This is a genomic window from Bradyrhizobium ganzhouense (assembly GCF_049949285.1).
GTDB classification, from domain to species: domain Bacteria; phylum Pseudomonadota; class Alphaproteobacteria; order Rhizobiales; family Xanthobacteraceae; genus Bradyrhizobium; species Bradyrhizobium ganzhouense.
Map to the genome: position 1 here is coordinate 6,169,610 of NZ_CP181318.1, position 25,785 is coordinate 6,195,394.

The window sequence follows — 25,785 nt, forward strand, 5'->3', positions numbered from 1 at the left end:
GCCAATCAGCGCAACACGTTCAGGAGGTCCTGGACCATCGAATTCGCCGTCGTGATCACCTTGGTGTTGGCCGAATAGGCCTGCTGGGTCACGATCAGCTTGGTGAATTCGTCGGCGATGTCGGTGTTGGATCCCTCCAGCGACGAACCGCTGATGGTGCCCGAGGCGCCGGCAATCGCCGGGCCCGACTGGTCGGTGACGGCATAGGCGCCGCCGTCCATTGCCTTCAAATAGTTGGTGCCGTTGAAGTGCGACAGCGTCACCGAGGCGAGGTCGAGGTTCTGGCCGTTGGAGAAGGTACCGACCACGAGGCCGTTGTTGTTCACGGCGACCGAGCGGAGCTGACCGGCGGCGTAGCCGTTCTGCGTGATGGTGTTGATGGTCACCGCGCCGCTGGTGCTCGCATATTGCGTCAGTCCGCCGGAGGAGATGTTGAAGGCGACCGAGCCGAGCGACTGACCGCCGACGGTGACGTTGGGGATGGTGATGCCCGAGCCGCTCGGCGAGGTGAGCGAGCCATCACCAGCGAAGGTGAAGGTCTGCCCGGTGTTCATCCAGCCGACCGTCGTGCCGGTCGCGTTCGGGTCGGTCTGATAAAATAGGTTCCAACTATCGGTATGGCCGGCGCCCAGCGAGGCGCTGTCGGTCTTGGCCCAGCGCAATTGCAGGTTCACCGGCGTGCCCGCCGCGTTGTACGCGGTCACCGCGCCACCGCTGATCGATTCCTTGGTGAAGGTCGCGATGTCGTTGCCGACCACGGTGCCCGTGCCGGCGGTGCCGCCGCCGCCGCGGCTCTTGGTGATGGTCGACGTAAAGCCAAGCGCGGCGAAGGCGCTGGTGTTCGAGCTGGTCACCGACAGGTCTTTGACCGTACCGGTGTTCAGCGTGATCACGCCGTTGGAGATCGAGGAGCCTGTCGCGCCGGTGAGTCCGTCGATCTTGAGGAGCAAGTTCGAGACATTGTCGGTGGTGCTGATCTGGTTGGCGCCGGACGCGGTCGCGGGCGGGGCAACGAAGGTCAAAGTCTGGCCGTTGATGGTGATGGTGTCGTTGTTGGCGAAACCCGATGAGAGGACTTCCGTACCGCCGGCCGTCGCAGCGCCACTCAGGAGGGTTGAGCCGGTGATCGCAGGCGTGGACAGCACGTTGCCGCCGCGTGTCACGGAGCTGATGCCGAGCGTGGTGGCCGCGGCGCCGGTGACGACCACGTCGACACTCGTGCCGCTTGTTATCTGGATGTTGCCGCTGGCGGTCAGCGTAGCGTTGACGCCAGCGCCGCCGGCGCTCTTGATTGCGGTCAGGATGCTGTTGACGGTTGTGCCGGAGCCAGACGCCATACCGATCGTGGTGACCGCGGGGGGGCCCGCCACGGTCGCCACGCCTGAGGCGGTGCTGTCGAAGGCGATCTTGGTGCCGTTGATAGTCATGGATGTGCCGTCAAGCGCAGTGAGCATGGCCTGATTGAGGTGCGAACCCAGGGTACCGTCGAGGGACGTACCCGTGCCTGCCGCTGCCGAGGCATTGTCCTGCAACGCAACCGAGCCCGTCGCAGTCGTCGACGTATAGGCCGAGCGCGAATTGCCGGTGGCGGCGGCGCCGGAGGCCGTCGCATTTGTATAGGGTGCAGGCGGCGTGCCTACCGTCAGCGGGTTCGAGGCATAATCCGACGGATTGAGTCCACCAGCAGCCAGCAGCGTGCCGCTCGTGGCGGTCGAGCTCGCAACCGTGTTCGGCTGGGAGGGCAGGTTCGCTGCATACTGGATCGAGGTCGTCGCCTGCGCCGGGACGAAGTTGTTCTGGAATTGCAGCACCGTCGGCACACTGCCGGTCGGATTGCCCGTCTTCGGGTCGACCGTGACACCCATCAAATAGTAGCCGGCGCCGTTGACGAGATTGCCGTTGGCGTTGACCTGAAAGTCGCCGCGGCGGCTGTAATAGGTGACGCCGTCGAACACCGGCACGTTGTCGACGGTGCCGGTCGCCTTCTGCACCGAGAAGAAGCCGTCACCGGTGATCGCCATGTTGGTGGCGACGCTGGAGGCCGAGATCGTGCCCTGGGTCGTGATGGTCGCCTGCGCATGCGCCGTGACGCCGCCGGCGACCTGCTTGTTGGGCACGGAGGCGTCGGGGATGAGATCCTCGAAGCTGGTCCCGATGCCCTTGTAACCGGTGGTGGATGAGTTCGCGATGTTGCCCGAGATGTTCTGAAGCGCGTAGGACTGCGCCTGCAGGCCACCCACCGAGGTGTTCATTGCATCGAAGATACCCATAACTTTGTCTCCAAATCCGATCTCGGCGGCCGGCACACCAATGGCCGCATTCGGAGGAGACGTCGCAAGGCCTATGCCAATGCGGGTATTCTCAGGAAATCAATGACTTAAATAGAAAGGCCCCGGTCTGATGACCGGGGCACAATTGCCGGGCCGGCAACAATTGCCGGGAATAAACCTCAAGTAGCCGACGGTGCCGCGGGATGGAACACCAGCCCGAAACCGTCGATGCAGTAGCGCAATCCGGTCGGCTTCGGACCGTCGTCGAAGACGTGGCCGAGATGGCCGCCGCAGCGCCGGCAGTGCACCTCGGTGCGGACCATGCCGAAGGTGCGGTCCTCGGTCTTGCCGACATTGCCCTCGATCGGCTGGTAGAAGCTCGGCCAACCCGTGCCGCTCTCGAACTTGGTCTCCGAGGCGAACAGCGGCAGGTCGCAGCCGGCGCAGGCGAAGGTGCCCTTGCGGTGCTCATTCAGCAACGGGCTGGAGCCCGGCCGTTCGGTGCCTTCCTTGCGCAGGATCTCGTATTGCTGCGGGGTGAGCTGGGCGCGCCATTCTGCGTCGGTCTTCTCGATCTCGAACTTCTCGGCGGCTTGGGCCGGGGTCGCTCTCAACCAGCGGAACGCCGAAAGGCCGAACAGGCCGGCAACGGTCGTCAACAGGATGCGGCGGTCAAACATGTCTTTCTCCGTGCGCAGGAAGTTCACGCCCTGAGATACGGGTTCTAACGGCGGACGTTACACTTCCAGGCGGGAATTTTCTCAACTTATTGCGAGACGCCCTGCTCCTGGGGGACCGGTTCCGCCCCCTCTGTCGCATTCGGCTGCGACGCTGGGGCCACCCGCGGCCGAACCCCGGGCGGCGGACGCCGCGGACCGGTGCCGGCGGCCCGATTGGCCTCGGCCAGCCGCGCCTCGCGTTCCCTGTCCTTCACCCGTGCCCGCTCGCGGTAACGGGCGAGCGACCCGGCGGCGGCGGAACTCGCCCTGCCCCAGATCCCGACCAATTGGCCCGCGACCCGTCCGGTCGTGCCCCCCGCCCAGACCAGCTCGAACGGCGAGAACAGCTTCCAGCGCTCGTCGCCCCACAGGATGCTGCGCGCGATCAGCTGCCCGGCCATGGCCGAGGTGTTCATGCCCTGGCGGCCGAACCCGCTCGCTACCCACAGGCCTTTGCGCAACTGGCCGATCTGCGGCATGCCGTGCACGGTCTGGCCGGTGGCGCCGCCGAACGTCCCGGCGATCTCGACATTGCCGAGTTGGGGAAAGATCGTGCCGATCCGCCGACTGACGGCACCCGCAAAGCGCTGCGGCCGCGCCGCCCAGGTCGTCTCCGGGCTCTCCCACATCAGGCGGTCGCCATCGACGATGCGGAAATGATCGACGCCGTCGGAATCCATCACCGATCCCTTGAAGCCGATGATCTCGTGCACGCGCTCGCCGAGCGGCGCGGTGATGCCGGCATAGCGCCAGACCGGCAGCAGCGTCTCCGACAGCCGCCGCAAGGGCGCGCCGAGATGGATGTTGCCGGCGAGCACGATGTGCGTGGCGCGCAGCCGCGCCGACGGCGTGACGATGCGCTTGCGGATGCCGGAATGATCGATGCTGACGACCGGCGTATCCTCGAAGATGCGGGCACCGGCCCGCCGCGCCAGCGCGGCCAGGCCGTGCACATATTTGCGGCCGTCGACCTGGAACGCTTTCGGGTAATGGACGCCGTGGAAGTAACGATCGGTCTTGAGCGCCTCGCGAACGCGATCGACCTGCCAGCCTTCGACCTCGGTGTCGAAATCCTCGTTCAGCATCTGGAGCCGGCTGATCAGCCGGTCGCCGGCATCGACATTGGAGACCTCCAGCACCCCGTCGGTGAGGCCGATGCCCGGCATGTTCTCCTCTGTGGCATTGGCCCGGACGAACTCGGCGCCCTCCTTCGAGAGCGTCCACAATTCGTGGGCGTCCTCGAAGCCGATGCGCTCGATCAGCTCGGTCAGCGGCAGCGCGAAGCCCGGCGTCACGGCGCCGAGCTGGTTGCCGGACGCGTTCCAGCCGATATGGCGGCCCTCGAGCACCGCGACGCTGGCCCCGAGCCGGGCCGCCTCCAGCGCAATGGAGAGGCCGGCAAGCCCCGCCCCGATCACGCAAATGTCGGCGTCGAGATCGAACGACAGCCGCGCACGTTCACGAAAGCCGGCTTCTTCCTGGGACACGCTTGTGAAAGTCTCGCTCATGTCGTTTTGTCAACGGAGCAATCTTCTTAAAGGACCAATCGGGCGCTTGTCACCTTGTCCTCAACCGGCGCCTGTAGATTATCCCTTTAGACTATCCTGGACGTGGAACGATTCGAGAATGCAATGCGCCGTTTGATGTTGCTGCGTCACGCCAAGACCGAGACCGACGCGCCGAGCGGCCGCGACCAGGACCGCCGGCTCGACGACCGCGGCCAGCGGGATGCCGCCGAGATGGGCGGCTGGATCGCCGCCCATCCGCCCGTGCCCGAACTCGTGCTGGTGTCGCACGCCGTCCGCGCCCGGCAGACCTGGGACATCGCCTGGCAGGCGATGAGGGATCGCATCGCAGCACCGCAAGTCGATATCCTGCCGGAACTCTACGGCGCCGATCCCGCGCAGATCCTCGAAACCATTCGCACTGCAACCGTCGCGGCCAACCCCAAGCAATTGCTGCTGGTCGGGCACAATCCCGGCATGCACGAGGCCGGCCTGATGCTGATGGGCCGCGGCGATCCGGCCGGCGCCAAGGCACTTGCCGACAATCTGCCCACGGCGGGGCTTGCGGTCCTCGACTTTGACGTCAAGGATTGGGGGGACGTGGCCTACCGCCGCGGCAAACTGGTGCTGTTCGTCAGCCCCAAATTGCTTCGACTGGGATGAGACGCGCGGGCGCCGTCTCGACCGGTTGATGCAGCTTGGTCACTAGGGAGGCGCAGATGTTCAAGTCCATTCTCGTGCCCATCGACCTCGCCGACACCGATCTGGCAAAGCCTGCGATCGCGACCGCGACAACGCTGTCGCAGAACTGGAGCGGATCGGTCCGGCTGCTCAACGTGCTGCCGATGACGCCGGTGATGCTCGCCGAATACGTCCCGGCCGACTTCGACGAACAGCAGCGCCAGACCTCGGAAGAGGCGCTCGCCATCGTCGCGCGCGAATCCGGGATCGAGGCGTCCCACATCTCCAGCGTGGTGCGCCAGGGCGGCATCTATCACGAGATCCTGGAGGAAGCCGCGCACATGAAGGCCGATCTGATCGTCATGACCTCACACCGGCCTGCGATGCGCACCTATTTCCTCGGCTCGAACGCCGGGCATGTGGTGCGCTATGCCAAATGCTCGGTGCTGGTGGTGAGGCACTGAGCATGATCCGGAAAGGTGCTCAGCGGTTTTCCGGAAAGATCATGCTCGAATAACAACCAAAAGCGCGATGCTCATCGCGCTTTGAACTCGGAGCAATGTCGTGAAGCAATGGTGGCGGAGATGGACCTACGAGGTCCCGCTCGCAATCGGCGATGCGCTGTGGGAGGTGCTGGTCGTGCAACTGGCCGCGCTGCTGGACAGGCTGACGGTGCGGAAGGTCATCGCCCTCATCCCCGTCGTCATCCTCATAGGCGCCTATTATCACAGCATCCCGATTCCGCCGGAGCTGATGCTGATCGGCGATTTCCTCGCCTATATCGACATCTTCTCGGTGCTGTTCCTGGTCGGCGTGCTGAGCCGTATCACGACGATCTTGTTCGTCGTCAAACAGGCGGCGGCGCACATCGCATCGCTCGCAGGCCACGTCGCTGCGCATTTGCAGCGCCTCGATGTCCGGCACGGACGTCAACGCAGCGCTCCGACGAGGCCTCGCCGCAAGCCCGACCGGTCCGAGGACGATCGCGCTTATGGCGGCGTGTGGGCCCAGGTCGCCTTCGCCTGATCTATCGACGCGCGTGTAGCCCGGATGGAGCGAAGCGCAATCCGGGGCCGCTCATTCCGTTTGGATGGATTCCCGGATTGCGCTTCGCTCCATCCGGGCTTCAAGACCTTGCGCTGACTGACGGGCAAAACACGCTAAGCATAGGGCAATCCGCGCCGCTAAAAATATTCCACTTTACCGAAATTCGGAAACGGCGTATGTGTCGTCCCACTCCGGCCCAAGGAAGAGGGGCGTATCGCGATCGTCACGAACGCGGGCCGGATGGCGGTGGACGCAGGCCACATCGGCGCGAAAGTTTTGCAGGGCGGGCAACCGTGAGCAAAAAGGTCGCGCACACGACCGGTGCGATCTGCGTACGGCAAAATCGTGTGGTCCTGACGCCCGGGGTCTGTGCGTCAAGTGTTGCGGTGATGCGTGTGGTCCAACCGGGCCGCGCCATCAGCCATCCGCAAGGCGACGGGGGCAATAGTGCATCGCTCCCCGGGGAGAGCACGACATAAGCCGTCAACCCACTGCGCAGGGAAGGCCGGATGTCTCGGCTGCCCTGTTACCCGCTGTGCAGTGTAGCGCAATCTACTCATGGCATAGCGGTCAATGGGAGCCAGCCGGCTCCCGGTCTTCCCTGCGCCCTCTTTCAATTGAGGGTGAGGCGACGAGGCAAAGCTCGGGCGAGATGAGCCGCGAGGATGTGAAGCTGCGTCTATTGAAGAGCGCGCTCGTGCCCCGGACGCAGCGCGGCGCTCCTTCAGCGGTGCGCTGCAGAGCCGGGGCCCATGTACCAGCGTACCGTGTAGCTCCCTGGGTCCCGGCTCTGCGCCGCAACGCGAAGGGCGTTGCAGCGCGTCCGGGACACAGGCGACGGCGCTCACAGATACCGCGTCAGCTCGGCTTTGAACTGCCCGTAGACAGCGTCTTCGATCTGGCCGCGGTTGATCCCGATGTCGCGCAAGGCGCGGTCGTCGAGCTCGTTCAGCGTCTTGACGGCGGAGCGGCGCTCCAGGCGGTCGAGCACGACATAGGCGGCGTTGACGAGCGTGGCAAAAAATCCGCTCGAGGATGGGCGTAAACTCCGCCCGGCAGTTTGCGAGATCATGGTCATGTTTCTTCTCCGGCCGATTGTCCCGCGCGACGAAGCAGGTGCCGTTGGCGCAAACGCTGGAAGCGTCTGCACCTCATTTGCCGTCGGATTGCTCTCGCTCTCCCCGGCTCAATCGCGGGCCTTGATGGAACTAAAATGCTCCAGTACATTGCTCGGAGCAAGGAAAACATTGCTCTCGGTGCAATAATGTCCAAGTTCGAGTACGTGAAGCTTGCGGATGCCATTGCCGCAGATATCTCTAACGGCACGTTAAGGGCCGGCGACCGGCTGCCGCCGCAGCGCAATTTTGCCTATGACCGTGGCATTGCGGTTTCGACCGCGAGCCGGGTTTATACGGAGCTGTTGCGCCGCGGGCTCGTGGTCGGCGAGGTCGGCCGCGGCACCTTCATCTCCGGCGACATCAGGCGCGAGGTCGAGACCCTCACCGAGCCGCGCGATGCGCGCATCGATTTCGAGGTCAACTACCCGCTGCTGCCGCAGCAATGGGCGATGATCGCCAAGAGCCTCGCCGGGCTCGAGCGCGTCGATGCGCTGGAAAGCGTGCTGCGCTCGTCGACCAGCACCGGCACCAAGAGCGCACGCAACGCGGCCGCCGCCTATCTCGCGCGGAAGGATTTTGCGCCGCAAGCCGAGCAGATCCTCTTCACCGCCAACGGCAAGCAATCGCTCGCGGCCGCGCTCGCCGCACTCGTGCCGACCGGCGGGCGTTGCGGCGTCGAGGCGCTCACCTACCCCTACGTCAAGAGCATCGCCGCGCGGCTCGGCATCACGCTGGTGCCGATCCCGATGGACGAATATGGCGCGCGGCCCGACGCGATTCAGAAGGCGCATCGCGAAGCGCATCTGTCGGCACTGTATCTCCAGCCCATCATCCAGAATCCGCTCGGCGTCACCATGAACGCGACGCGGCGCGCCGACATCATGCGCGTTGCCGAGAAGCTCGATCTCACCATCATCGAGGACACCGTCTACGGCTTCCTCGCCGACGACACGCCGCTGGCAGCGCTCGGGCCGGACCGCTGTATCGTGCTCGACAGCCTCTCAAAGAAGGTCGCGCCGGGTCTTGCGCTCGGCATCCTCGTCGCGCCGCCTCACTTGCGCGAAAGCGTGATGAGTGCGGTCCGCACCGGCGGCTGGATCGCCTCGGGCCACGCGCTCGCGGCCGGTCAGCGCTTGATGGCTGACGGCACCGTCGCCGAGCTGACGCGGCTCAAGCGCATCGACGCCGCACGCCGCCAGCAGACCGCGGCACGACTGCTCGCCGGTTACCAGATCGCCGCCGATGCGCGCTCCTATCATCTCTGGCTGACGCTGCCGCCGCACTGGCGCTCGCAGACATTCGTTGCCGCGGCGGCCCGGCGCGGTATCGCGCTGACCCCGTCCTCGACATTCGCGGTCGCCCATGGCCATGCCCCGAACGCGGTGCGGCTCGCGCTCGCCCCGCCCTCGTTCGAGCAGCTCGATTCCGGCCTGCGCACGATCGTCTCGCTGCTCGGCACCAAGGAAGAGGATTTCGACTCGACGGAGTAGCCCCTCGCCGGTCAGCGCTCCGGCCATTCCGCGATAAACCCCTTCGCCCTGTACGGCGCGATCTTGTCCCATTCGTGCAGGACACGGCGGCGAAATTCGGCGTCGGTATGCCAGAGCGTGCGTGGCGTCGCAAAACTGTCGACGGTCAGCAGCAGCTTTGCCACCTCGGGCCAATGCCGGTGCAATGTCATCGGATAGCGCCGCGCGGTCCAGGTGTTGCCGAGGCAGATCACGCTGCGGATGTTGTGCAGCCCCAGCGCCGCATCGATGATCGGCAGCGAGAAGATCACGTTCTCGCCGGTGTTCATCGCGCAATGCTCCTCGAGTATCCGATCCGCCGGAATGCCCGCATCGACCATCGCCGCCTTGATGATCGTGCACTCGGATTGCTCCGAGCCGGGCGTCACGCCGCCGCTGACAATCGACCAGCGGAAGAGGCTCTCGCGCCACAGCCGCGCGGCGGTTGCGGCGCGGAGCGCGACGTCCTCGCGGGTGCCGAACAGGAACAGCAGGTCGGCCGGCTGGAGCGGCGTGTCGATCAGATGGGTGCGATTGATCTCGGCGATCTCGTCCGCCGTCGGCAGACGCGTGCTGCGATCCAAGACTGTCATCACGGCACAGTGCGGGACCGGCGCGCGGCGGCGAAGTCAATTTTGATTGCGGCCGATTGCAAGCGCTAAGGCAGCAAGCCGGCCGGCAGCCGATCAAAGCTGTAGCTGCGCGGCTGGTTGCGCCGGACGAAGCCGCCGACCTGCCAGGCAAACAGCGCGGCGAATCCGAGGATGAACAGGACGCCGGCGAATTCGCCGATCATCAGCGCGCGGATCAACAACCCGGCCATCGCCACGGCCAGCACAGCGAGGAACGCCAGCACCGCCGCATAGGTCTTGCGGCCGAGACCGGCCGTCAGCTCCGCCCGGCTGCCCGCCTTCGCCATGCGCGCGTGCAGCTCGACGAGAAAATTGCGAAAGCTGCTGTCCTGCGGCGCCATCAGCGCCGCGGTCTGCCAGCTCGTCGACAGGATCGCGATGCGGCCACCACTGGCTCGGCTGACATCGGCGCGAAAGCGGTGCTGCTGCATCGAGACCGGGCGGAACGACAGCCGGATTGCACTGATCTCATCGTAGCGCCAGACGCCCGAGCGGCCGGCGATATGCCAGGACAATCCCTCATCGGTCAGCTCGAAGCGATGCGCCGAGCCGATCAGCGACGCTTTGTAGGCATAGCTCGTGACCGACCGGCTCTGCCCATCCGAAACCTGCATCTGTCAATCCCGTCCGCGATCCGCTTGCGCGATCGCCCTGCCCCATCCTACAAGCGGGGCATGGCTGAGACGACCTATTTTCCGCGCCGCCTGATTCTCGGGGCCGCCATCATCTCGGGCGTGCTGCTCGCGCTCGCGGTACACATGCTCGGCGCGCGCTACGGGCTCGACCTCGGCGGCCTCTGGCGGTCGGACACGCATGAGTTCATGCCGACCGGCGCGGCGATCGCGTGGTGGCTGATTGCGAGCGTCGGATTCTCCGGCGGCTATTTCACGGCCTCGTTGATGCAGAGCGCCGTCTCCGGCCAGATCCCGCAACGGATGCGCCAATTCCTGATCGCGGTCGGCGTGCTCCTGCTCGCCGGCGCCGGACAGGCGGCCTCGGCGCCGAGCCCGATCCCGACCATTTCCGGCGTGCTCGCGGGCCTCGCGGCGCTGTGTCTCGGCGCCGTGATGGCGTTTTGCGGCGCGCATTTCGCGCTGCGCCGCGGCTGATCTGATTTAAGCCGAAGCGCGCAGCCGCGGCCGTTCCAGCATCATCGCGACCTCGGAGGCCGGCCGCGGGTGGCTGAACAGGTAGCCCTGCGCCTGGGTGCAGCCTTCGCGCCTGAGCAGCTCGAGCTGCGCGTCGTTCTCGACGCCCTCCGCCGTGGTGACGATGCCGAGGCTGCGACCAAGGCCGGTCACGGCGCGGATGATCGCCACCGAGTCCTCGCGCGTGGCGAGCTCGGACACGAACGAACGGTCGATCTTGATCTTGTCGAACGGGAAGCTGCGCAGGTAGCTCAGCGAGGAATAGCCGGTGCCGAAATCGTCGAGCGAGATCCGCACGCCCATGGCGCGCAGCTCGTGCAGCGTGGTCAGCGTCGCCTCGCTGTTCTGGAGCAGCACGGATTCGGTGATCTCGAGCTCGAGCCGGCGCGCCGCGAGCCCTGATATCTCCAGTGCCTCGGTCACGGACGCAATCAGGTTTGGATTCTTGAACTGCACCGGCGACAAATTGACGGCGACGCCGACGTGATCGGGCCATGTCGCAGCGTCCGCGCAGGCAACTTGCAATACGAGCTCCCCGAGCTGGATGATGAGGCCAGTCTCCTCGGCGAGCGGAATGAAGTTGATGGGGGAGATCAGGCCGCGCTGCGGATGGTTCCAGCGCAGCAGCGCCTCGAAGGCGACGACGCGATCGCTGGCGACGTCGCGGATCGGCTGATAATACGGCTGGAATTCATCGCGCTGGAGCGCCGCCCGCATATCCATTTCCAGCAAGCGCCGGGCCTGCGCGCGTGCGTCCATGCCGGTCTCGAAGAAGCGATAGGTGCCGCGGCCGTCGGCCTTGGCGCGGTACAGCGCGAGGTCGGCGTTTTTCAGCAGCTCGTCGGGATTGCTGCCGTCCTGCGGCGACAGCGAGATACCGATCGAGACGCCGATCACGATCTGATGGTCGTCGATCTCGTAAGGCGCGGAGATCACCTCGACGAGACGGCCGGCGAGCGCCCGCGCCGCGGCCTCTTCCGAGCGGCCGATCTGGACGACGGCAAACTCGTCGCCGCCGAGGCGGGCCACGGTGTCGTGCTCGCCGACGGTGGCCTTTAGCCTGCGGCCGACTTCCTTCAGCAGCGCATCGCCAATGGGATGGCCGAGCGAGTCGTTGATGTCCTTGAAATGATCGAGGTCGAGGCAGAGCACCGCGAGCTGGTCGTTCGCACCCGCCCGGCGCAGCCCCTGTTCGAGCTGCTCATGGAACAGCACGCGGTTCGGCAGATTGGTCAGCGCGTCATGGCGCGCCATGTGCGAGATCTTGGCCTGCGCCTCCAGCCATTCGGTGATGTCCTCGAAGGTGGCGACCCAGCCGCCGCCCTGCATCGGCTGGTTGACGACGCGGATCGAGCGGTCGAACCGACGAACGACGTCCGTCGTCGTGCGTCCCTCCCGGGCGTCCTCGACAAGGCGTGCGAAGAATTGCTCGGGCTCGCCATTCCACTGCCCCTTCGCCGCCTCCTCGCGGAGAATGTCGAGCAGGACGCGGCCGGTGAGCTGCATGTCGAAGCGACCAAGCATCGCCGCATAGCGCTCGTTGAACAGGATGATCTTGCCCTCGGCATCGAACATGCACAGCCCCTGCGACATGTTCTCGAGCGCGGTGTCGAGCACGACCTGCTGGCGTCCGATCTCGCCCTTGGCCCGGCGGTCGAGTACGGCGGCCGCGAGTGCGATGACGAGAATGGCAGCGGCCGCGCTGGCGGTCAGCATGGACAACGACGCCGGCGGGATCGAGAGACCGCTGATCGCAAGCGTCGGATCGGGCGTCAATTCCAGCGCGCCCATCGCGGTGAAATGATGAGAGACGATGGCGACTGTCAACAGGATCGTCGCGCCAAGCGCGTTGGACGGGCTATCGCCTCGTCCCGCGACGTGCAGCGCGAACGATCCAAAGACAATGCCGAGCAAGATCGACACCGTCACGGTCCCGGTGGTCCAGCCGACATGGGCAGGAATCTCGAACGCCATCATGCCGGTGTAATGCATCGCGGCCACACCGGCGCCAACGACGGCGCCACCGACCGCGACCAGACCCGCGTGCTTCGTCGAAACCGAGATACTGAGACCGATGAAGGTGACCGCGATCGCAAAGAGCAGCGACAGGACCGTTAAGGGGATGTTGTAGGCGCCACCGGCGCCCGGCCCGTAGGCCTGCATCGCGATGAAATGGGTTGCCCAGATGCCGCAGCCGGCCACGATGGCATCGAGCATAATCCAAACCAGGCGCGCCGACCCGCTCGCCGCACGCGCGCGGTGAAACAGACTGATGGCCGCCGCGCTGGCGAGCAGACACACCGCCCCGCCGAGTGCGACCAGACGCCAATCATGCTGGTCCGTGAGACAAAACAGAACTTGATACATTGCCGGCCCCTATTCCGTCGGGCACTAGAACCGGCAGAAATGGACAGTCGGTAACCGGCGATGCGCCGGTTACCGGAATGGTGAACAGGGAATGTGTGCGGTTGCTCACATTGTTGGCCCGCCTGCCTTTGCACCGAGGCCGATCACGCCGGCCGCCAGCAGCAGCACGGCCGCCGATATGATGAGCGACTGGTGAAGGCCGATCATGAACGCGCTGTCGGACGCCACCAGCGAACCGAACAACGCAACGCCAAGGACGCTGCCGGTCTGCCGCGTCGCATTGAGCACACCCGCGGCGATACCGGAGCGGGCCTTCTCGACGCTACCGAGCAAGGTCGAGGTGAGAGGCGGCACCAGGAGGCCAAGTCCACCGCTGATCGCGATCATCTGCGCGAAGATCGCCCAATAGCTCGTCCCCGCCTCGATCCAGACCAGACCAAGACAGCCAAGCGCCGAGATGCAGGCGCCGGCGACGATGGTCGGGCACGGGCCGATGCGCTCGGCAAGGCGCGGCGCCAGCAGATTGACCGGCAACACCGCGCCCATCATCGGTACGAAGGCAATCCCGGTCCACCAGGCCGACAGGCCGTTGATCCGCTGGAAGTAGAGACTGAGCACGAAGATCAAGCCGTAGATCGCGACGTTGACGAGGAGGCCGACGACCGTGGTCAGGGTAAACAGCCGGTGACTGAACAAAGACAGCGGAAGCATCGGCTGCGCCGTGCGGCTCTCGCGCCAGACGAACAGCGTGGCCAGGACCGCGGCCGCCGCGAAGGCCGAAAGCACGAGCGGATGCAGCCAGCCAAGCCCGCCGCCCTCGATGATCGCGCCCGCGAGGGCACCCAGCGCGCCGATCGCGGCGAGCTGGCCGGGCAGATCGATCTCGCGCGAGCGCGCCCGCGTGGTCTCCGTGGCATAGCGCCAGCTCAGCCACAGACCAGCGAGGCCGATCGGCAGGTTGACGAGGAAGATCGCGCGCCACCCGACCAGCGTGATCAGCGCACCGCCGACGAAGGGACCGGCGGTCAGCGCCAGGCTCGCGCCCGCGGCCCAGACCGCGACGGCACGGCCGCGCGCGCGGTCGTCTGTATAGGCATGATTGAGCAGCGCCAGCGAATTCGGCACCAGGATCGCAGCCGCCAGCCCCTGGACCAGCCGGGCGCCGATCAGCACGATGGCGTTGGGAGATAGCGCACAGGCCAGCGAGGCCGCGGTAAATATTGCGAACCCCGCCATGAAGATGCGCTTGGCGCCAATCCGGTCGCCGAGTGCGCCGGCCGTGAGGATAAAGGCGGCAAAGGCGATGGTGTAGGCACTCACCACCCATTGCAGCTCGGCAACACCGCCGCCGAGCGTCTTGCCCATGGCGTCGAGCGCAGTGTTGACGATGGTGACATCGAGCTGCACCACGCCATAGCCAAGGCTCATTGCCGCCAGCGTGAGCGAAGTTGCAAGGCGCGATGCGGTGCGCGGGGCACTATTCGCGTCGAAGGTTTCATATTTGATGGTATCGGCTCGCATGCTGCCACCTCGATTGCGGCCCCATGCGAGATATACGCCTCCGGCCCGCCGCCATGTTTCGACAATGACCGAATGATGGATGCGCGACATGCGGACGACCGCGCGGCGCCCTTGCGGCTCGGCCTTAGCTCGCCGCCCGCAGGTTCACCTTGCTCTCGGCAAGCGTGGTCAGTTTCTTGTCCGTCGCCTTCTCTTCCTCGAGCGTTTTCGCAAGCATCTCGAACACTTCCTCCAGCCGTGTGACCTGCTGCTTGGTTTCTTCAAGGTGCGTCAAAAAGCCCTGCTTCAGCTGCGGATCTGCCATTTTCGGCAGCGCCTTGGTGGGCTGCTGCTCGGCACCGCGCCGTCGTTCCAAAGAAAGCCCGCAGCGTTTGCGCTGGAACAATGCTTGCGAGCGCAGGATTTGAAACCATCTGAATATACGGATGCACGATGCAAGTCGGCGTCTCGACTCATATGCTTAATGCTTAACGCGCGCGCAATGTGAACCAGTTGTGACAAAAACAACCGCTCCGGCGCAGAACCTGTCGTTGTCAAGGGCTGCACAAGCCGCTGTTTTTGCCTTAAATGAGCTACATCAAGTCTAGCGATCGACGCCCATATCGGGCAGTGATCGCAGCCGACCGGCCAATGTCTGGCCCGGTCGGTCTTGCCCCCCGCCGGGAGGATGAATGCACGGACTGCTGCCCGCGCTGAAGCGCGGCTTCAAGAGATGGATCGGCTGGCGACGGCTCGGTATTGCCGCGAGCGTGATGATCATCGCCTTCGCGGTCACCACGCTGCTGCGCACCCTCAAGGGCATCGATACCAGCGTCATCCTGACCGCATTGACCGATATTCCCCGCGGGCATATCGGCCTGGCCGCGATCTGCGTGTTCTTCGCGTTCTGTACGTTGACCTTTTACGACTTTTTTGCACTGCGAACGATCGGCAAGAAGCACGTGCCTTACCGCATCGCAGCGCTGTCGAGCTTCACGTCCTATTCGATCGGCCACAACATCGGCGCCACCGTGTTCACGGGCGGTGCGATCCGTTTCCGAATCTACTCGGACTACGGGCTGAACGCGATCGACGTCGCCAAGATCTGTTTCCTCTCCGGCCTGACCTTCTGGCTCGGTAACATCTTCGTGCTCTCGATCGGCATGACCATCCACCCGGATGCGGCCTCCTACATGGATCAGCTGCCGTCGTCGATCAATCGGCTGATCGCGCTCGGCGGCCTCGCCTCCATCGCCGCCTATCTGGTCTGGCTCTGCATGGGCGACAAACGCCGCGAGCTCGGCCAGAAGGGCTGGAAGGTCGTGCTGCCGTCGGCGCCGCTGACGCTGGTGCAGATCCTGATCGGGGTGGTCGATCTCGGCTTCTGCGCTCTTGCGATGTACCTGCTGATGCCCGCCAATCCGCCGATCGACTTCCTGTCGCTCGCCGTGGTGTTCATCCTGGCGACGCTGCTGGGCTTCGCCAGCCATGCTCCGGGCTCGATCGGCGTGTTCGACGCCGCCATGCTGGTGGCACTGCCCGAATTCGGCCGCGAGCAGCTGCTGGCGACCCTGCTCGTCTTCCGCATCCTCTATTTCGTGATCCCGTTCGGCCTCGCCATCTCAATCATGGGCACCCGCGAGCTCTGGATGAACGTCGTCCGACCCTGGCAGGAGCGGCGGCGGCTGGCAGAAGCCTGCGCGCAGGGCAACCTGCCCAAGCAGGTGACGCCGATGGAGCGCGAGCGGTTAGTGCGCCAGGCCAGCAAACGACGATAACGCAAGCCAGCGGTCACGCCGGCAGCCCGCAAGAGCGGCAGACAAAGGTTGCGAGGCGGAGGGCCATGCTCTCTTATTTCCGCCTCAACTTTGCCGTTGAAGACGCGGGCCATGATCGCTGTTTTCCTTCGCCGTTTGCTCTCGGGCGCCCTGCTGCTGGCCGGGCTCCTTACCGTTTTGCCGCTTCAGCGCGCAGTTGCGCAGGATGCCGGCGCCATGCAGATCACCTGGGAGGTCCGCAACCGCTTCCGCCTGTTCCGCGAGGAGCGCGACTTCCTGCTGCATGTCGAGAATGCGCGTAACCGCAGCATCCTCGCCGCCGAGCAGTCGCTGGAGCTGCAGAGCGAGGGCCGCGGCTGGGCCCGCAACATGGTCAACCGGCTCTGCATCGATCTCCAGGGCCGGATCAACCAGCCCTGCACCCGCGACAACGTCAAAGAGAACTACATCACCCCGATCGACCACCCCGTCACCGTGCGCCTGACCGGCGCAGTGCCGGTCGGCGCCACCTGCGCGTGGTCGTTCGACGACGGCGACGGACCGCAGACCTCGACCTTCGACTGCGCCGAGCCGGTCAATCTGCGGGTCCGCTACGGCAAGCAGACCGTCGCGAGCGTCGATGTCGCGTCCGGCTCCGATCCGAGCCAGCGCGTTCAGACCGAGATCCAGGTCCGCGACATCTTCATCGCAGGCCTCGGCGACAGCATCGCCTCCGGCGAAGGCAATCCGGACCGGCCGCTGGCGCTGTCGGACGAGGGCTTTTGCTTCCGCTCCTATCTCGGCACCGCCGGCGGACAGTATTACCGGCCGAGCCGCGCCGGCTTCAAGGGCGGTCGCGCCTGCGAGGCGCCGGATACGCTTGCCAACTGGCAGCGCTACAGCGCGCTCTGGCTCAACTCGCCCTGCCATCGCTCGCTCTACAGCTACCAGGCCCGCACCGCGCTCGCGCTCGCGGTGCGCTACACCCATATCGCCGTCACCTATCTGCCGCTCGCCTGCACCGGCGCCAGCATCAGCGACGGGCTGCTCGGCTCGCAGCGCGCCCGCGAATGCCCGCCCGGCAAGAGCGGCGTCTGCAACACCAGCGTGAATGCCCAGGTCGCGGAGTTGCGCGAGGCACTCACCGAGGCCAAGAAACGTCAGCCTGAGCGCAATCTCGACCTCGTGCTGCTCTCGATCGGCGCCAACGACGTCTACTTCTCCGGCCTCGTCGCCGACGTCATCGTCGACACCGCGACCGAGCGTGCACTGTTTCGCCGCTCCGGCGTGATGGCGAGCGTCGATGATTCCCGCGATGCGCTCCAGCGCGAGCTGCCGCAGAATTTCGTCAAGCTGCGCGAGGAGCTGAAGCCGCTGCTCGGCGGCGATCTCTCGCACGTGGTCTACGTCTCCTACGCCAATCCGGCGCTGGCCGATGGCGGCGTGCCCTGTCGCGGCGGCCGCGGCGGCTTCGACATTCATCCCGCCTTCAATGCCGATCCGCAACGTCTTGCCCGCGTCTCGACCTTCGTCGACACTGAGTTCCTGCCACAACTGAAGGGGCTCGCCACCTGCACGCGCGGCGCGTTGTGTCGCGATCCCGAGGCGGACCGCATGACCTTCGTCGACACGCATCAGGCTGCGTTCGCCGATCACGGTTTTTGCGCTCATTCCGGCAATGATCCCGAATTCGATCGCACTTGCTTCGCCGAGAACGGCCAGAGCTTCAATCCGGATATCGTCAGCGCGGCGAGCCAGCCGATGCTGTGCGGCCGCGGCGCCTCGGAATATCGCGCCTACCTGCCCCGCGCGCGCTGGATCCGCGATGCCAATGACAGCTATTTTGCGGCGATGACCTATCCGCAAGGATTGCCGTCGGCGAGTCAGCCGACCGACATCCACGACGCGACCTGGGGTGTGCTCTCGGCCGTCTATGGCGGCGCCGTGCATCCGAGCGCCGAAGGCCACGCGGCAATGGCCGATGCCACGCTACCCGCCGCGAGCGCGGTGCTCGGCCTGGACGCCGTGCCGCCGGGCGTCACCCGCGGACTGCTGGCTCCGCTCCTGCCGGGCGCGCAGCAATAGAAGGGATTGCAGACGGCGCGGGAACCGGAACGGCGCATTGTTGCCGCTCGCTGGAATTTGATCGCGCTGCCGTCAATTCAATCCATTCCATTCAGGGCAGGTTCAGCCGACCGGCGCATGATGACGGACGAGTCATGGGATGTGGGTGTCCTCATGCAGTCCGAACCCGTCGGGACCGATCGTGGATAGCAGAAGCGGATATCGTCGGCTTTACTGGTCGAGCGTTGCGGCGCTCGTGGCGCTCGCTGCAGGCCTACACCCGAACACGGCCCGCGCCGACGATCTCAATCCGCATGATCTCGCTCTGCTCGATCGGCTGACCTTTGGCGCGAGCACCGCGAGTGCCGCGCACATGCACGGGCTTGGTGCCGAACGCTGGCTGCAGGAGCAGCTGCATCCGGCCGGCAATCCGGTTTTGCCCGACGCCGCAAAGGCGCAGATCGACGCGATGCCCGACGTCCACAGCTTCCCGTTCGACATTGCTGTCGCCTTCGAGCAGCAATCCAAGAGCGCCAATCAGGTCGTCGACCCCGAGCAGAAGAAAGCCGCTCAGCAGGTCTTTCAGCAGGCGATGAACGATCGCGCCAAGCAGGCCGCGGCGCGCACCATCCTGCGCGCGCTCTACGCGCCCGACCAGCTGCGCGAGCGCATGGTCTGGTTCTGGTTCAATCATTTCAACGTCCACCAGTACAAAGCAAATCTGCGCGTGCTGGTCGGCGACTACATCGATCACGCCATTCGTCCCAATTCGCTCGGCAAGTTTCACGACCTGCTCGCAGCGACCGTTCGTCATCCCGCGATGCTGCGCTATCTCGACAATGCCGACAACGCGGCCGGCCACCTGAACGAGAACTACGCCCGCGAGATCATGGAGCTGCACACCATGGGTGTCGGCTCCGGTTACACCCAGGCCGACGTCGAGGCGCTCGCGAAAATCCTGACCGGGGTCGGTATCGACACCAAGCCGGAAGACCCGAAGCTCAAGCCGGAATTGCAGTCCCAGCTCGTGCGCGAAGGCGCCTTCGAGTTCAACCCGTCCCGTCACGATTACAGCGACAAGACCTTCCTCGGTCATGTCATCAAGGGCCGCGGGCTCGCTGAAGTCGACGAGGCCATCGACATCCTGGTCCACCATCCGGCGACCGCTAGCCATGTGTCGCGCAAGATCGCGACCTACTTCGTCTCGGATAATCCTCCCGAAGCGCTGGTGCAGCGGATGGCGCAGACCTTCAGAACCACCGACGGCGACATTGCAGCGGTCCTCGCCACGATGATTCATTCGCCCGAATTCGAAGCCGCGCTAAAACCCGGCACGCGCTTCAAGGATCCCGTGCAATACGTGCTGTCGGCGGTCCGTCTCGCCTATGACGACCGGGTGATCCTGAACACGGCGCCGATCCAGGGCTGGATCAATCGCCTCGGCGAGGGCCTGTTCAACCACGACACGCCGGACGGCTATGCGCTGACCTCGGCGTCGTGGAACGGCCCGGGGCAAATGATGGTTCGCTTCGAGATCGCGCGCCAGATCGGATCGGGCTCGTCCGGCCTGTTCAAACCCGACGGACCGAACCCGGTCGAGCAGCCCGCGTTCCCGCTGCTCCAGAACGCGCTCTACTTCAACGGCCTTCGCAAGACGCTCGGCCCGGCGACGCTGGCTTCGCTCGACCGGGCGGTTTCACCGCAGGACTGGAACACGCTGTTCCTGTCCTCACCGGAATTCATGCACTGAGCTACGGAGATCGCCATGAACCGTCGCGAGCTGATCAAGACCTTTGCCGCACTCGCTCCGCTCACGGTGGCAGGCCGCGTCTGGGCCGCGCCGGCAACCGATGCCCGCATGCTCGTGGTGTTCTTGCGCGGCGCCTATGACGCGGCGAATGTCGTCGTGCCTGTCTCGAGCGAATTCTATCGTGCATCACGACCGACGCTCGCCATCGCCAAGCCCGACATCGGCAATCCCAATGCCGCGCTGGCGCTCGACGCCGATTGGGGACTGCATCCGGCCCTGCGCGACAGCATCTATCCGCTCTGGGCCAAACGCGAGATCGCCTTCATCCCCTTCGCCGGCACCAGCGACGACCTGACCCGCAGCCATTTCGAGACCCAGGACACGATCGAGCTCGGCCAGTCCGCCGGCGGCTCGCGCGACTATCGTTCGGGCTTCATGAGCCGGCTCGCCACCGAGCTGACGCGCGTCAAGCCGATCGCGTTCACCGACCAGCTGCCGCTGATCTTCCGCGGCAAATCGCAGGTGCCGAACACCAGCATCAACAACGTCGCCAAACCCGGCGTCGACGACCGTCAGGCCGATCTGATCAAGAAGATGTACGCCCAATCCAACCTGGCATCCTCGGTGTCGGAGGGCTTTCGCGTGCGCGACGACGTCTACCGCTCGGTCTCCGAGGAGATGAATGCCGCCAATCGCGGCGCGGTCTCGCCGCGCGGCTTCGAATTGTCGGCACGGCGCATCGGCCGGTTGATGCGCGAGCAGTTCAACCTCGGCTTCGTCGACGTCGGCGGCTGGGACACCCATGTCAACCAGGGTGCCGCCAACGGCTACCTCGCCGACCGGCTTGGCGAACTCGGGCGCGCGCTTGTCGGCTTCTCGGAGGAAGTCGGGCCGGCCGCGTGGCGCGATACGGTGGTGGTCGTGATCTCCGAATTTGGCCGTACCTTCCGCGAGAACGGCGACCGCGGCACCGATCACGGTCATGGCAGCGTCTATTGGGTGCTCGGCGGCGGCATCAATGGCGGCCGCATCCTCGGCGAGCAGGTCAAGGTCGAGCAGCCGCATCTGTTCCAGAACCGCGACTATCCCGTGCTGACCGATTATCGCGCACTGTTTGCCGATCTGTTCGGCCACGTCTTCGGACTCGGCAACGAGAGCATCCAGCGCATCTTTACCGGCGTGCATCCGACAAACCTGGCGCTTGTTTGAACTGACGACGCCACGCACACAAAAATTTTCGCGCGCAGCGTAATCGCGGCGTCATCCAGCGTTCATCGCCGCTACCTAGTTTTCCCAACGCTACAAATTGACGCACGCGGCGGGAGCGCAAGCTCTCCGCTGCGCGGTGTCGCGTGCCTGCACGTCAAAACAACATCCGATATCACTGGGGAGTCCAACAATGACGATCGAAAAACGGCCCTATGCGGCCGTCGCTATCGCTTTTGCCTCGACCCTGAGTCTCTCGCTCCTAGCCCCATCGTTCGCGCGCGCCGACGACAAAGACAAGGACAAGGACAAGGACAAGGACGCCGTCAAGCAGGTCCTGCTGATCAGCGTCGACGGCATGCATGAGGTCGACCTGCAGCGCTACGTCAGTTCGCACCCGTCGTCGAGCTTCGCCCGGCTGCTCGCGCATGGCGTGCACTTCGCCGATGCGCACACTTCGCGGCCCTCGGACTCCTTTCCTGGCCTCATGGCGTTCATGACCGGCGGAACCCCGAAAACCCATGGTGTTTTCTATGACGATTCCTACGATCGCACACTGTTCGCACCCGGTAGCAACTGCCAGGGCACGCCCGGAACCGAGACGCTGTTTGCCGAGAACCTCGACTACGACCTGACCAAGCTCGACGGCGGCGGCCCGGCCGGTTCCAATCATATCAGCCCTGCAAACCTGCCGATGCGCCTAAAGAACGGCAAATGCGAGCTGGTCTATCCGCATCAATTCCTGAAGCTCAACACCATCATGGAAGTGATCCACGCAGCCGGTAAGCGCACCGCATGGTCCGATAAGCACCCCGCCTACGAGATCATCAGCGGCCCATCCGGCAAGGGCCTCGATGAGCTCTATGCGCCCGAGATCAACTCGACCTCGGTGCCCGGGCAGCCCGGCGCGGACTGGACCACCGATCCGAGCTTCACACGCACCTATGATCAGCTCAAGGTCACCGCCGTGCTCAACTGGATCAAGGGCTTTGATCACACCGGCACAACCAAGGTCGGCGTTCCCGCGATATTCGGCATGAACTTCCAGGCGGTCAGCGTCGGCCAGAAAGTGACCGCCGACGGATATCTGGACGCAGCTGCAACGCCGAGCCCGCAACTTCAGGCCTCGCTCGACTTCGTCGACGCCTCGCTCGGCCAGATGCTGGATGCGCTCGCGGACCAGCACCTCGCCCGCGACACGCTGGTCATCGTCGGCGCCAAGCACGGCCAGTCGCCGATCGACGTCAACAAGCTTCACATGCTGGTCGGCAGCACCAACCCGAAGCTGGGCGGCGGCGCACGCGCCGACGTGACCGACCCGGCTGACTTGCTCACGAATGGCGGCGTTGCGCTGGCCCAGGAGACCGCCGATGACGTCGCCCTGATCTGGCTCAAGAACCAGGGTGATGCCGCGAAGGCCGTCGCGATCCTCGAGGCCGACCGCAAGGGCAGCAACAAGGCTCATATCGAGAAGGTCTATGCCGGTGAGGAGCTGGTCGATCGGTTCGGCGATCCGGCGGAAGGTCGTACGCCCGATATCATCATCCAGCCGATCGCCGGTACGATCTACAGCAAGAGCAAGGCCAAGATTGCCGAACATGGCGGCTTCGCCGAGGACGATACACACGTCCTGCTCGTCGTCTCCAATCCGAAACTCGCTCCAACGGTCGTTGGCGAGCGCGTTACGAACCGGCAGGTCGCGCCGACCATCCTGAAGGCGCTCGGCCTGGAGCCGGACGAGCTCGACGCGGTGCGCGGCGAGGATCACACCCGCCTGCTGCCGGCCGTCCGGCTGAAGGACTGATCCTTCACAGCAACGCGAGAGGACGACAGTCCTCTCCACATCACACCCTCGCTGTCATCGCCCGCCTTGTGCGCAATTGCGCGCTGGGGCGGGCGATGCCTTTTTCCGATGGCCGTCACAATACGTTCCCGCGACCTGCCGTTCCATCAATTCAAATACGGCATCAATCGATACTCCCTTGAACTTGGACACTTTCCCGCGTGCGCCTCTAGGAGTCGTCGTGAGGAAACATTTCGAGTTCTAAGGAGGCGCCTGATGAGCGCAGTCGTGTCCGCAACGGACGTGAGGAGGTCTCGCGTCAGGCTGTTCATCGTGACCATGCTGTTCCTGGTCACGACCGTCAATTACGCCGACCGCGCCACGCTCTCGATCGCGGGCGCCGCGCTCTCCAAGGAACTCCATCTCGATCCCGTCGCCATGGGCTGGATCTTCTCGGCGTTCGGCTGGTCCTACGTCGCCGCTCAGGTGCCGGGCGGCTGGCTGCTCGACCGCTACGGCTCGCGCCTCGTCTATGCCTTCAGCATCATCGTCTGGTCGCTGTTCACCATGATGCAGGGCTGGGTCGGCTTCTTCAGCGCCGGCACTGCGATCATTGTGCTGTTCGCGCTTCGCCTCCTCGTCGGCGTCGCGGAGGCGCCGTCCTTCCCCGCCAACGCCCGCATCGTCGCCGCCTGGTTTCCCGGCAATGAGCGCGGCACCGCGTCGGCCTTCTTCAATTCCGGACAGTATTTCGCCACCGTGATCTTCGCGCCGCTGATGGGCTGGATCGCCCATGATTACGGCTGGCGCTACGTGTTCTTCGTGATGGGCGGCCTCGGCGTAATCATGGGCCTCGCCTGGATCAAGACCGTCTACGGACCGAAGGAGCATCCTTCGATCAACGAGGCCGAGTTCGACTACATCAGGGAAGGCGGCGCGCTGGTCGATCTCGACGCGCCCAAAGACGAGCGTGCGCCGGACTCCGGTCCGAAATGGGATCATATCCGCCAGCTGCTCTCCAACCGCATGATGCTCGGCGTCTATCTCGGCCAGTATTGCATCAACACGCTGACCTATTTCTTCCTGACCTGGTTCCCGGTGTACCTCGTCAAGGAGCGCGGCCTGTCGATCCTGCAAGCCGGCTTCGTCGCAACGCTGCCCGCGCTGTGCGGCTTCATCGGCGGCGTGCTCGGCGGCGTCATCTCCGACGCCATCCTGCGCAAGACCGGTTCGCTGACCATGGCGCGCAAGATCCCGATCGTCGGCGGCATGCTGCTGTCGATGTCGATCATCGCCTGCAACTATGTCGACGGCCAGGCGCTGGTGGTCGGCTTCATGGCGCTCGCTTTCTTCGGCAAGGGTATCGGCGCACTCGGCTGGGCGGTCGTCTCCGACACCTCGCCCAGGGAAGCCGGCGGCGTCTCCGGCGGCCTGTTCAATTCCTTCGGCAACCTCTCCTCGATCACCACGCCGATCGTGATCGGCTACATCGTGGCCGCGACCGGCTCCTTCAACGGTGCCCTGGTGTTCGTCGGCATCAACGCGCTGGTGGCCGCGGTCGCCTACCTCGTGGTGGTTGGCAAGATCGAGCGGGTGGTGCTCAAACGTTCCTCCTGAGCGCTCCGAGTGATCGGAGTGGGACAGGCAACTCAACGGCGGCCCTCAAAAGCCGCCGTCTTTGTTTTGGGGATGATCGATGCTAGAAGTGCCAGGGAAACGCCTTATTCATCTAAGGCATGTATCGATGTTCGACCTCAACCAGCTCCGCTGTTTCGTTACGGTGGCCGAAGAACTGCACTTCGGCCGCGCCGCGGCGCGGCTCAACATGACCCAGCCGCCCCTGTCCCGGCAGATCCAGGTGCTGGAGCACATCATCGACGCGCCGCTGCTGGAGCGCACCAGCCGCTCGGTGCGCCTGACGCCGGCCGGGCGCAGCTTCCTGCCCGAGGCGCGGCGCATCCTGAAGCTTGCGGAAAGCGCGTCGCAAGTCGCGCGCCGCATCGCGCTCGGCAAGACCGGCTCGGTCAAAATCGGCTTCACAGCCGCCGCCGCGTACGGGTTCCTCCCCGAGCTGGTCGCGGCCTGCCGCGCCAAGCTGCCGGAGGTCGATTTCTCGCTGAAGGAGATGGTCTCCGGCGACCAATTCGAGGCGCTGACCTCGGGCCAGATCGATGCCGGCCTGTTGCGGCCGCCGATCGCGCGGCCGGAGCTTGCGAGCCGCAGGGTTGTCGCCGAGCCGCTGCTCGCCGCGATCCCGAAGAAGCATCCGCTGGCGAATGCCGACAGCATCACCATCAAGGATTTCGACGGCCAGCCCTTCGTGATGTACTCGCCCTATGAGAGCCGCTACTTCCACGACCTGCTGGTGGCGCAGTTCAGCCGCGCCGATATCCTGCCGCGCTATGTCCAGCACCTCAGCCAGATCCACTCGATCCTCGCGATGGTGCGCGCGGGCCTTGGCCTCGCCATCGTGCCGGCCGCGGCCGCCGGCCTGAAGATTTCCGACGTTCGGCTGCGCCCCCTGAAGCTGCGCAACCGCGTTCCGGTCGAGCTGTTCATGGTCTGGCGCCGCGACGACGAGAACCCGCTGCTGTCCGCGCTGGTCAAAATCGCCAGCGAATTGTCCTCGGCGGAAGTGGTGGAAGATTGATGCTCAATCCGCATCGGTCGATATAGGCTTTGGCTTGGACGCGCATCGAACGGTTGCCTAAACAACGGCGCATGGACGCG

Annotated in this window: 21 protein-coding genes; 12 read left to right on the forward strand and 9 right to left on the reverse strand. The window is 65.1% G+C overall.

The window, feature by feature from the left end:
- Positions 1-5: 5 nt before the first annotated feature.
- The 3 genes from ACLFLU_RS28575 to ACLFLU_RS28585 form a co-directional block, all read right to left on the reverse strand.
- Positions 6-2,270, reverse strand: coding sequence for a flagellar hook-basal body complex protein (locus ACLFLU_RS28575; protein ID WP_426408087.1), 2,265 nt, complete (start codon positions 2,268-2,270; stop codon positions 6-8).
- A 179-nt stretch (positions 2,271-2,449) separates the two neighbouring features.
- Complete coding sequence (gene msrB / locus ACLFLU_RS28580) at positions 2,450-2,950, reverse strand: peptide-methionine (R)-S-oxide reductase MsrB (RefSeq protein WP_426408088.1); 501 nt, start codon at positions 2,948-2,950, stop codon at positions 2,450-2,452.
- A gap of 86 nt (positions 2,951-3,036) precedes the next feature.
- Positions 3,037-4,497 (reverse strand): NAD(P)/FAD-dependent oxidoreductase, encoded by a 1,461-nt coding sequence (locus ACLFLU_RS28585; RefSeq protein ID WP_426408089.1) that lies wholly within the window; start codon positions 4,495-4,497, stop codon positions 3,037-3,039.
- 123 nt (positions 4,498-4,620) lie between these two features.
- Here ACLFLU_RS28585 and ACLFLU_RS28590 point away from each other — a divergent pair, with 123 nt between their 5' ends.
- The 3 genes from ACLFLU_RS28590 (at position 4,621) to ACLFLU_RS28600 (ending at position 6,201) form a co-directional block, all read left to right on the forward strand.
- Positions 4,621-5,157 carry a SixA phosphatase family protein gene (locus ACLFLU_RS28590; protein ID WP_426408090.1) on the forward strand — a complete coding sequence of 179 codons (537 nt, stop codon included), beginning with the start codon at positions 4,621-4,623 and terminating at the stop codon, positions 5,155-5,157.
- 56 nt (positions 5,158-5,213) lie between these two features.
- Positions 5,214-5,639 (forward strand): universal stress protein, encoded by a 426-nt coding sequence (locus tag ACLFLU_RS28595; RefSeq protein ID WP_234679478.1) that lies wholly within the window; start codon positions 5,214-5,216, stop codon positions 5,637-5,639.
- 100 nt (positions 5,640-5,739) lie between these two features.
- A complete protein-coding gene (locus tag ACLFLU_RS28600; RefSeq protein WP_426408091.1) occupies positions 5,740-6,201 on the forward strand; it encodes a hypothetical protein in 462 nt (153 codons plus the stop codon).
- 865 nt (positions 6,202-7,066) lie between these two features.
- On the opposite strand, the gene ACLFLU_RS28605 is transcribed toward ACLFLU_RS28600, so the two are convergent.
- Positions 7,067-7,300: a DUF1127 domain-containing protein gene (locus ACLFLU_RS28605; protein ID WP_426408092.1), complete on the reverse strand. Its 234-nt coding sequence runs from the start codon at positions 7,298-7,300 to the stop codon at positions 7,067-7,069.
- Positions 7,301-7,486: 186 nt separating this feature from the next.
- On the opposite strand from ACLFLU_RS28605, the gene ACLFLU_RS28610 reads away from it, so the two are divergent.
- Positions 7,487-8,830 carry a PLP-dependent aminotransferase family protein gene (locus ACLFLU_RS28610; RefSeq protein WP_426408093.1) on the forward strand — a complete coding sequence of 448 codons (1,344 nt, stop codon included), beginning with the start codon at positions 7,487-7,489 and terminating at the stop codon, positions 8,828-8,830.
- A gap of 11 nt (positions 8,831-8,841) precedes the next feature.
- Here the strand turns inward: ACLFLU_RS28610 and ACLFLU_RS28615 are convergent, their stop codons facing one another.
- Together ACLFLU_RS28615 and ACLFLU_RS28620 are read right to left on the reverse strand one after the other, a co-directional pair.
- Positions 8,842-9,441: a YdcF family protein gene (locus tag ACLFLU_RS28615; protein ID WP_426414095.1), complete on the reverse strand. Its 600-nt coding sequence runs from the start codon at positions 9,439-9,441 to the stop codon at positions 8,842-8,844.
- Positions 9,442-9,506: 65 nt separating this feature from the next.
- Positions 9,507-10,094: a hypothetical protein gene (locus tag ACLFLU_RS28620; RefSeq protein WP_426408094.1), complete on the reverse strand. Its 588-nt coding sequence runs from the start codon at positions 10,092-10,094 to the stop codon at positions 9,507-9,509.
- 60 nt (positions 10,095-10,154) lie between these two features.
- Between ACLFLU_RS28620 and ACLFLU_RS28625 the strand changes: the two genes are divergently transcribed.
- Entirely contained in the window at positions 10,155-10,589 is a 435-nt protein-coding gene (locus ACLFLU_RS28625; RefSeq protein WP_426408095.1) for a hypothetical protein, read from the forward strand.
- A gap of 6 nt (positions 10,590-10,595) precedes the next feature.
- Here ACLFLU_RS28625 and ACLFLU_RS28630 read toward each other — a convergent pair whose 3' ends face one another.
- From ACLFLU_RS28630 to ACLFLU_RS28640, 3 genes are all read right to left on the reverse strand, one after another.
- Entirely contained in the window at positions 10,596-12,995 is a 2,400-nt protein-coding gene (locus ACLFLU_RS28630; RefSeq protein ID WP_426408096.1) for a bifunctional diguanylate cyclase/phosphodiesterase, read from the reverse strand.
- A gap of 105 nt (positions 12,996-13,100) precedes the next feature.
- Positions 13,101-14,516 (reverse strand): MFS transporter, encoded by a 1,416-nt coding sequence (locus ACLFLU_RS28635; RefSeq protein WP_426408097.1) that lies wholly within the window; start codon positions 14,514-14,516, stop codon positions 13,101-13,103.
- 124 nt (positions 14,517-14,640) lie between these two features.
- Positions 14,641-14,901, reverse strand: coding sequence for a DUF892 family protein (locus ACLFLU_RS28640; RefSeq protein WP_426408098.1), 261 nt, complete (start codon positions 14,899-14,901; stop codon positions 14,641-14,643).
- A gap of 286 nt (positions 14,902-15,187) precedes the next feature.
- Between ACLFLU_RS28640 and ACLFLU_RS28645 the strand changes: the two genes are divergently transcribed.
- The 7 genes from ACLFLU_RS28645 (at position 15,188) to ACLFLU_RS28675 (ending at position 25,705) form a co-directional block, all read left to right on the forward strand.
- Positions 15,188-16,273 (forward strand): lysylphosphatidylglycerol synthase transmembrane domain-containing protein, encoded by a 1,086-nt coding sequence (locus tag ACLFLU_RS28645; RefSeq protein WP_426408099.1) that lies wholly within the window; start codon positions 15,188-15,190, stop codon positions 16,271-16,273.
- Between the two features lie 111 nt (positions 16,274-16,384).
- Positions 16,385-18,337, forward strand: coding sequence for a hypothetical protein (locus ACLFLU_RS28650; RefSeq protein WP_426408100.1), 1,953 nt, complete (start codon positions 16,385-16,387; stop codon positions 18,335-18,337).
- A 181-nt stretch (positions 18,338-18,518) separates the two neighbouring features.
- On the forward strand, positions 18,519-20,066 hold the full coding sequence (locus ACLFLU_RS28655) for a DUF1800 domain-containing protein (protein ID WP_426408101.1): 1,548 nt from the start codon (positions 18,519-18,521) through the stop codon (positions 20,064-20,066).
- 15 nt (positions 20,067-20,081) lie between these two features.
- Positions 20,082-21,275, forward strand: coding sequence for a DUF1501 domain-containing protein (locus tag ACLFLU_RS28660; protein ID WP_426408102.1), 1,194 nt, complete (start codon positions 20,082-20,084; stop codon positions 21,273-21,275).
- Between the two features lie 190 nt (positions 21,276-21,465).
- Positions 21,466-23,076 carry an alkaline phosphatase family protein gene (locus ACLFLU_RS28665; protein ID WP_426408103.1) on the forward strand — a complete coding sequence of 537 codons (1,611 nt, stop codon included), beginning with the start codon at positions 21,466-21,468 and terminating at the stop codon, positions 23,074-23,076.
- Positions 23,077-23,331: 255 nt separating this feature from the next.
- On the forward strand, positions 23,332-24,672 hold the full coding sequence (locus ACLFLU_RS28670; RefSeq protein ID WP_426408104.1) for an MFS transporter: 1,341 nt from the start codon (positions 23,332-23,334) through the stop codon (positions 24,670-24,672).
- A 127-nt stretch (positions 24,673-24,799) separates the two neighbouring features.
- Complete coding sequence (locus ACLFLU_RS28675) at positions 24,800-25,705, forward strand: LysR substrate-binding domain-containing protein (protein WP_426408105.1); 906 nt, start codon at positions 24,800-24,802, stop codon at positions 25,703-25,705.
- Positions 25,706-25,785 lie beyond the last annotated feature (80 nt).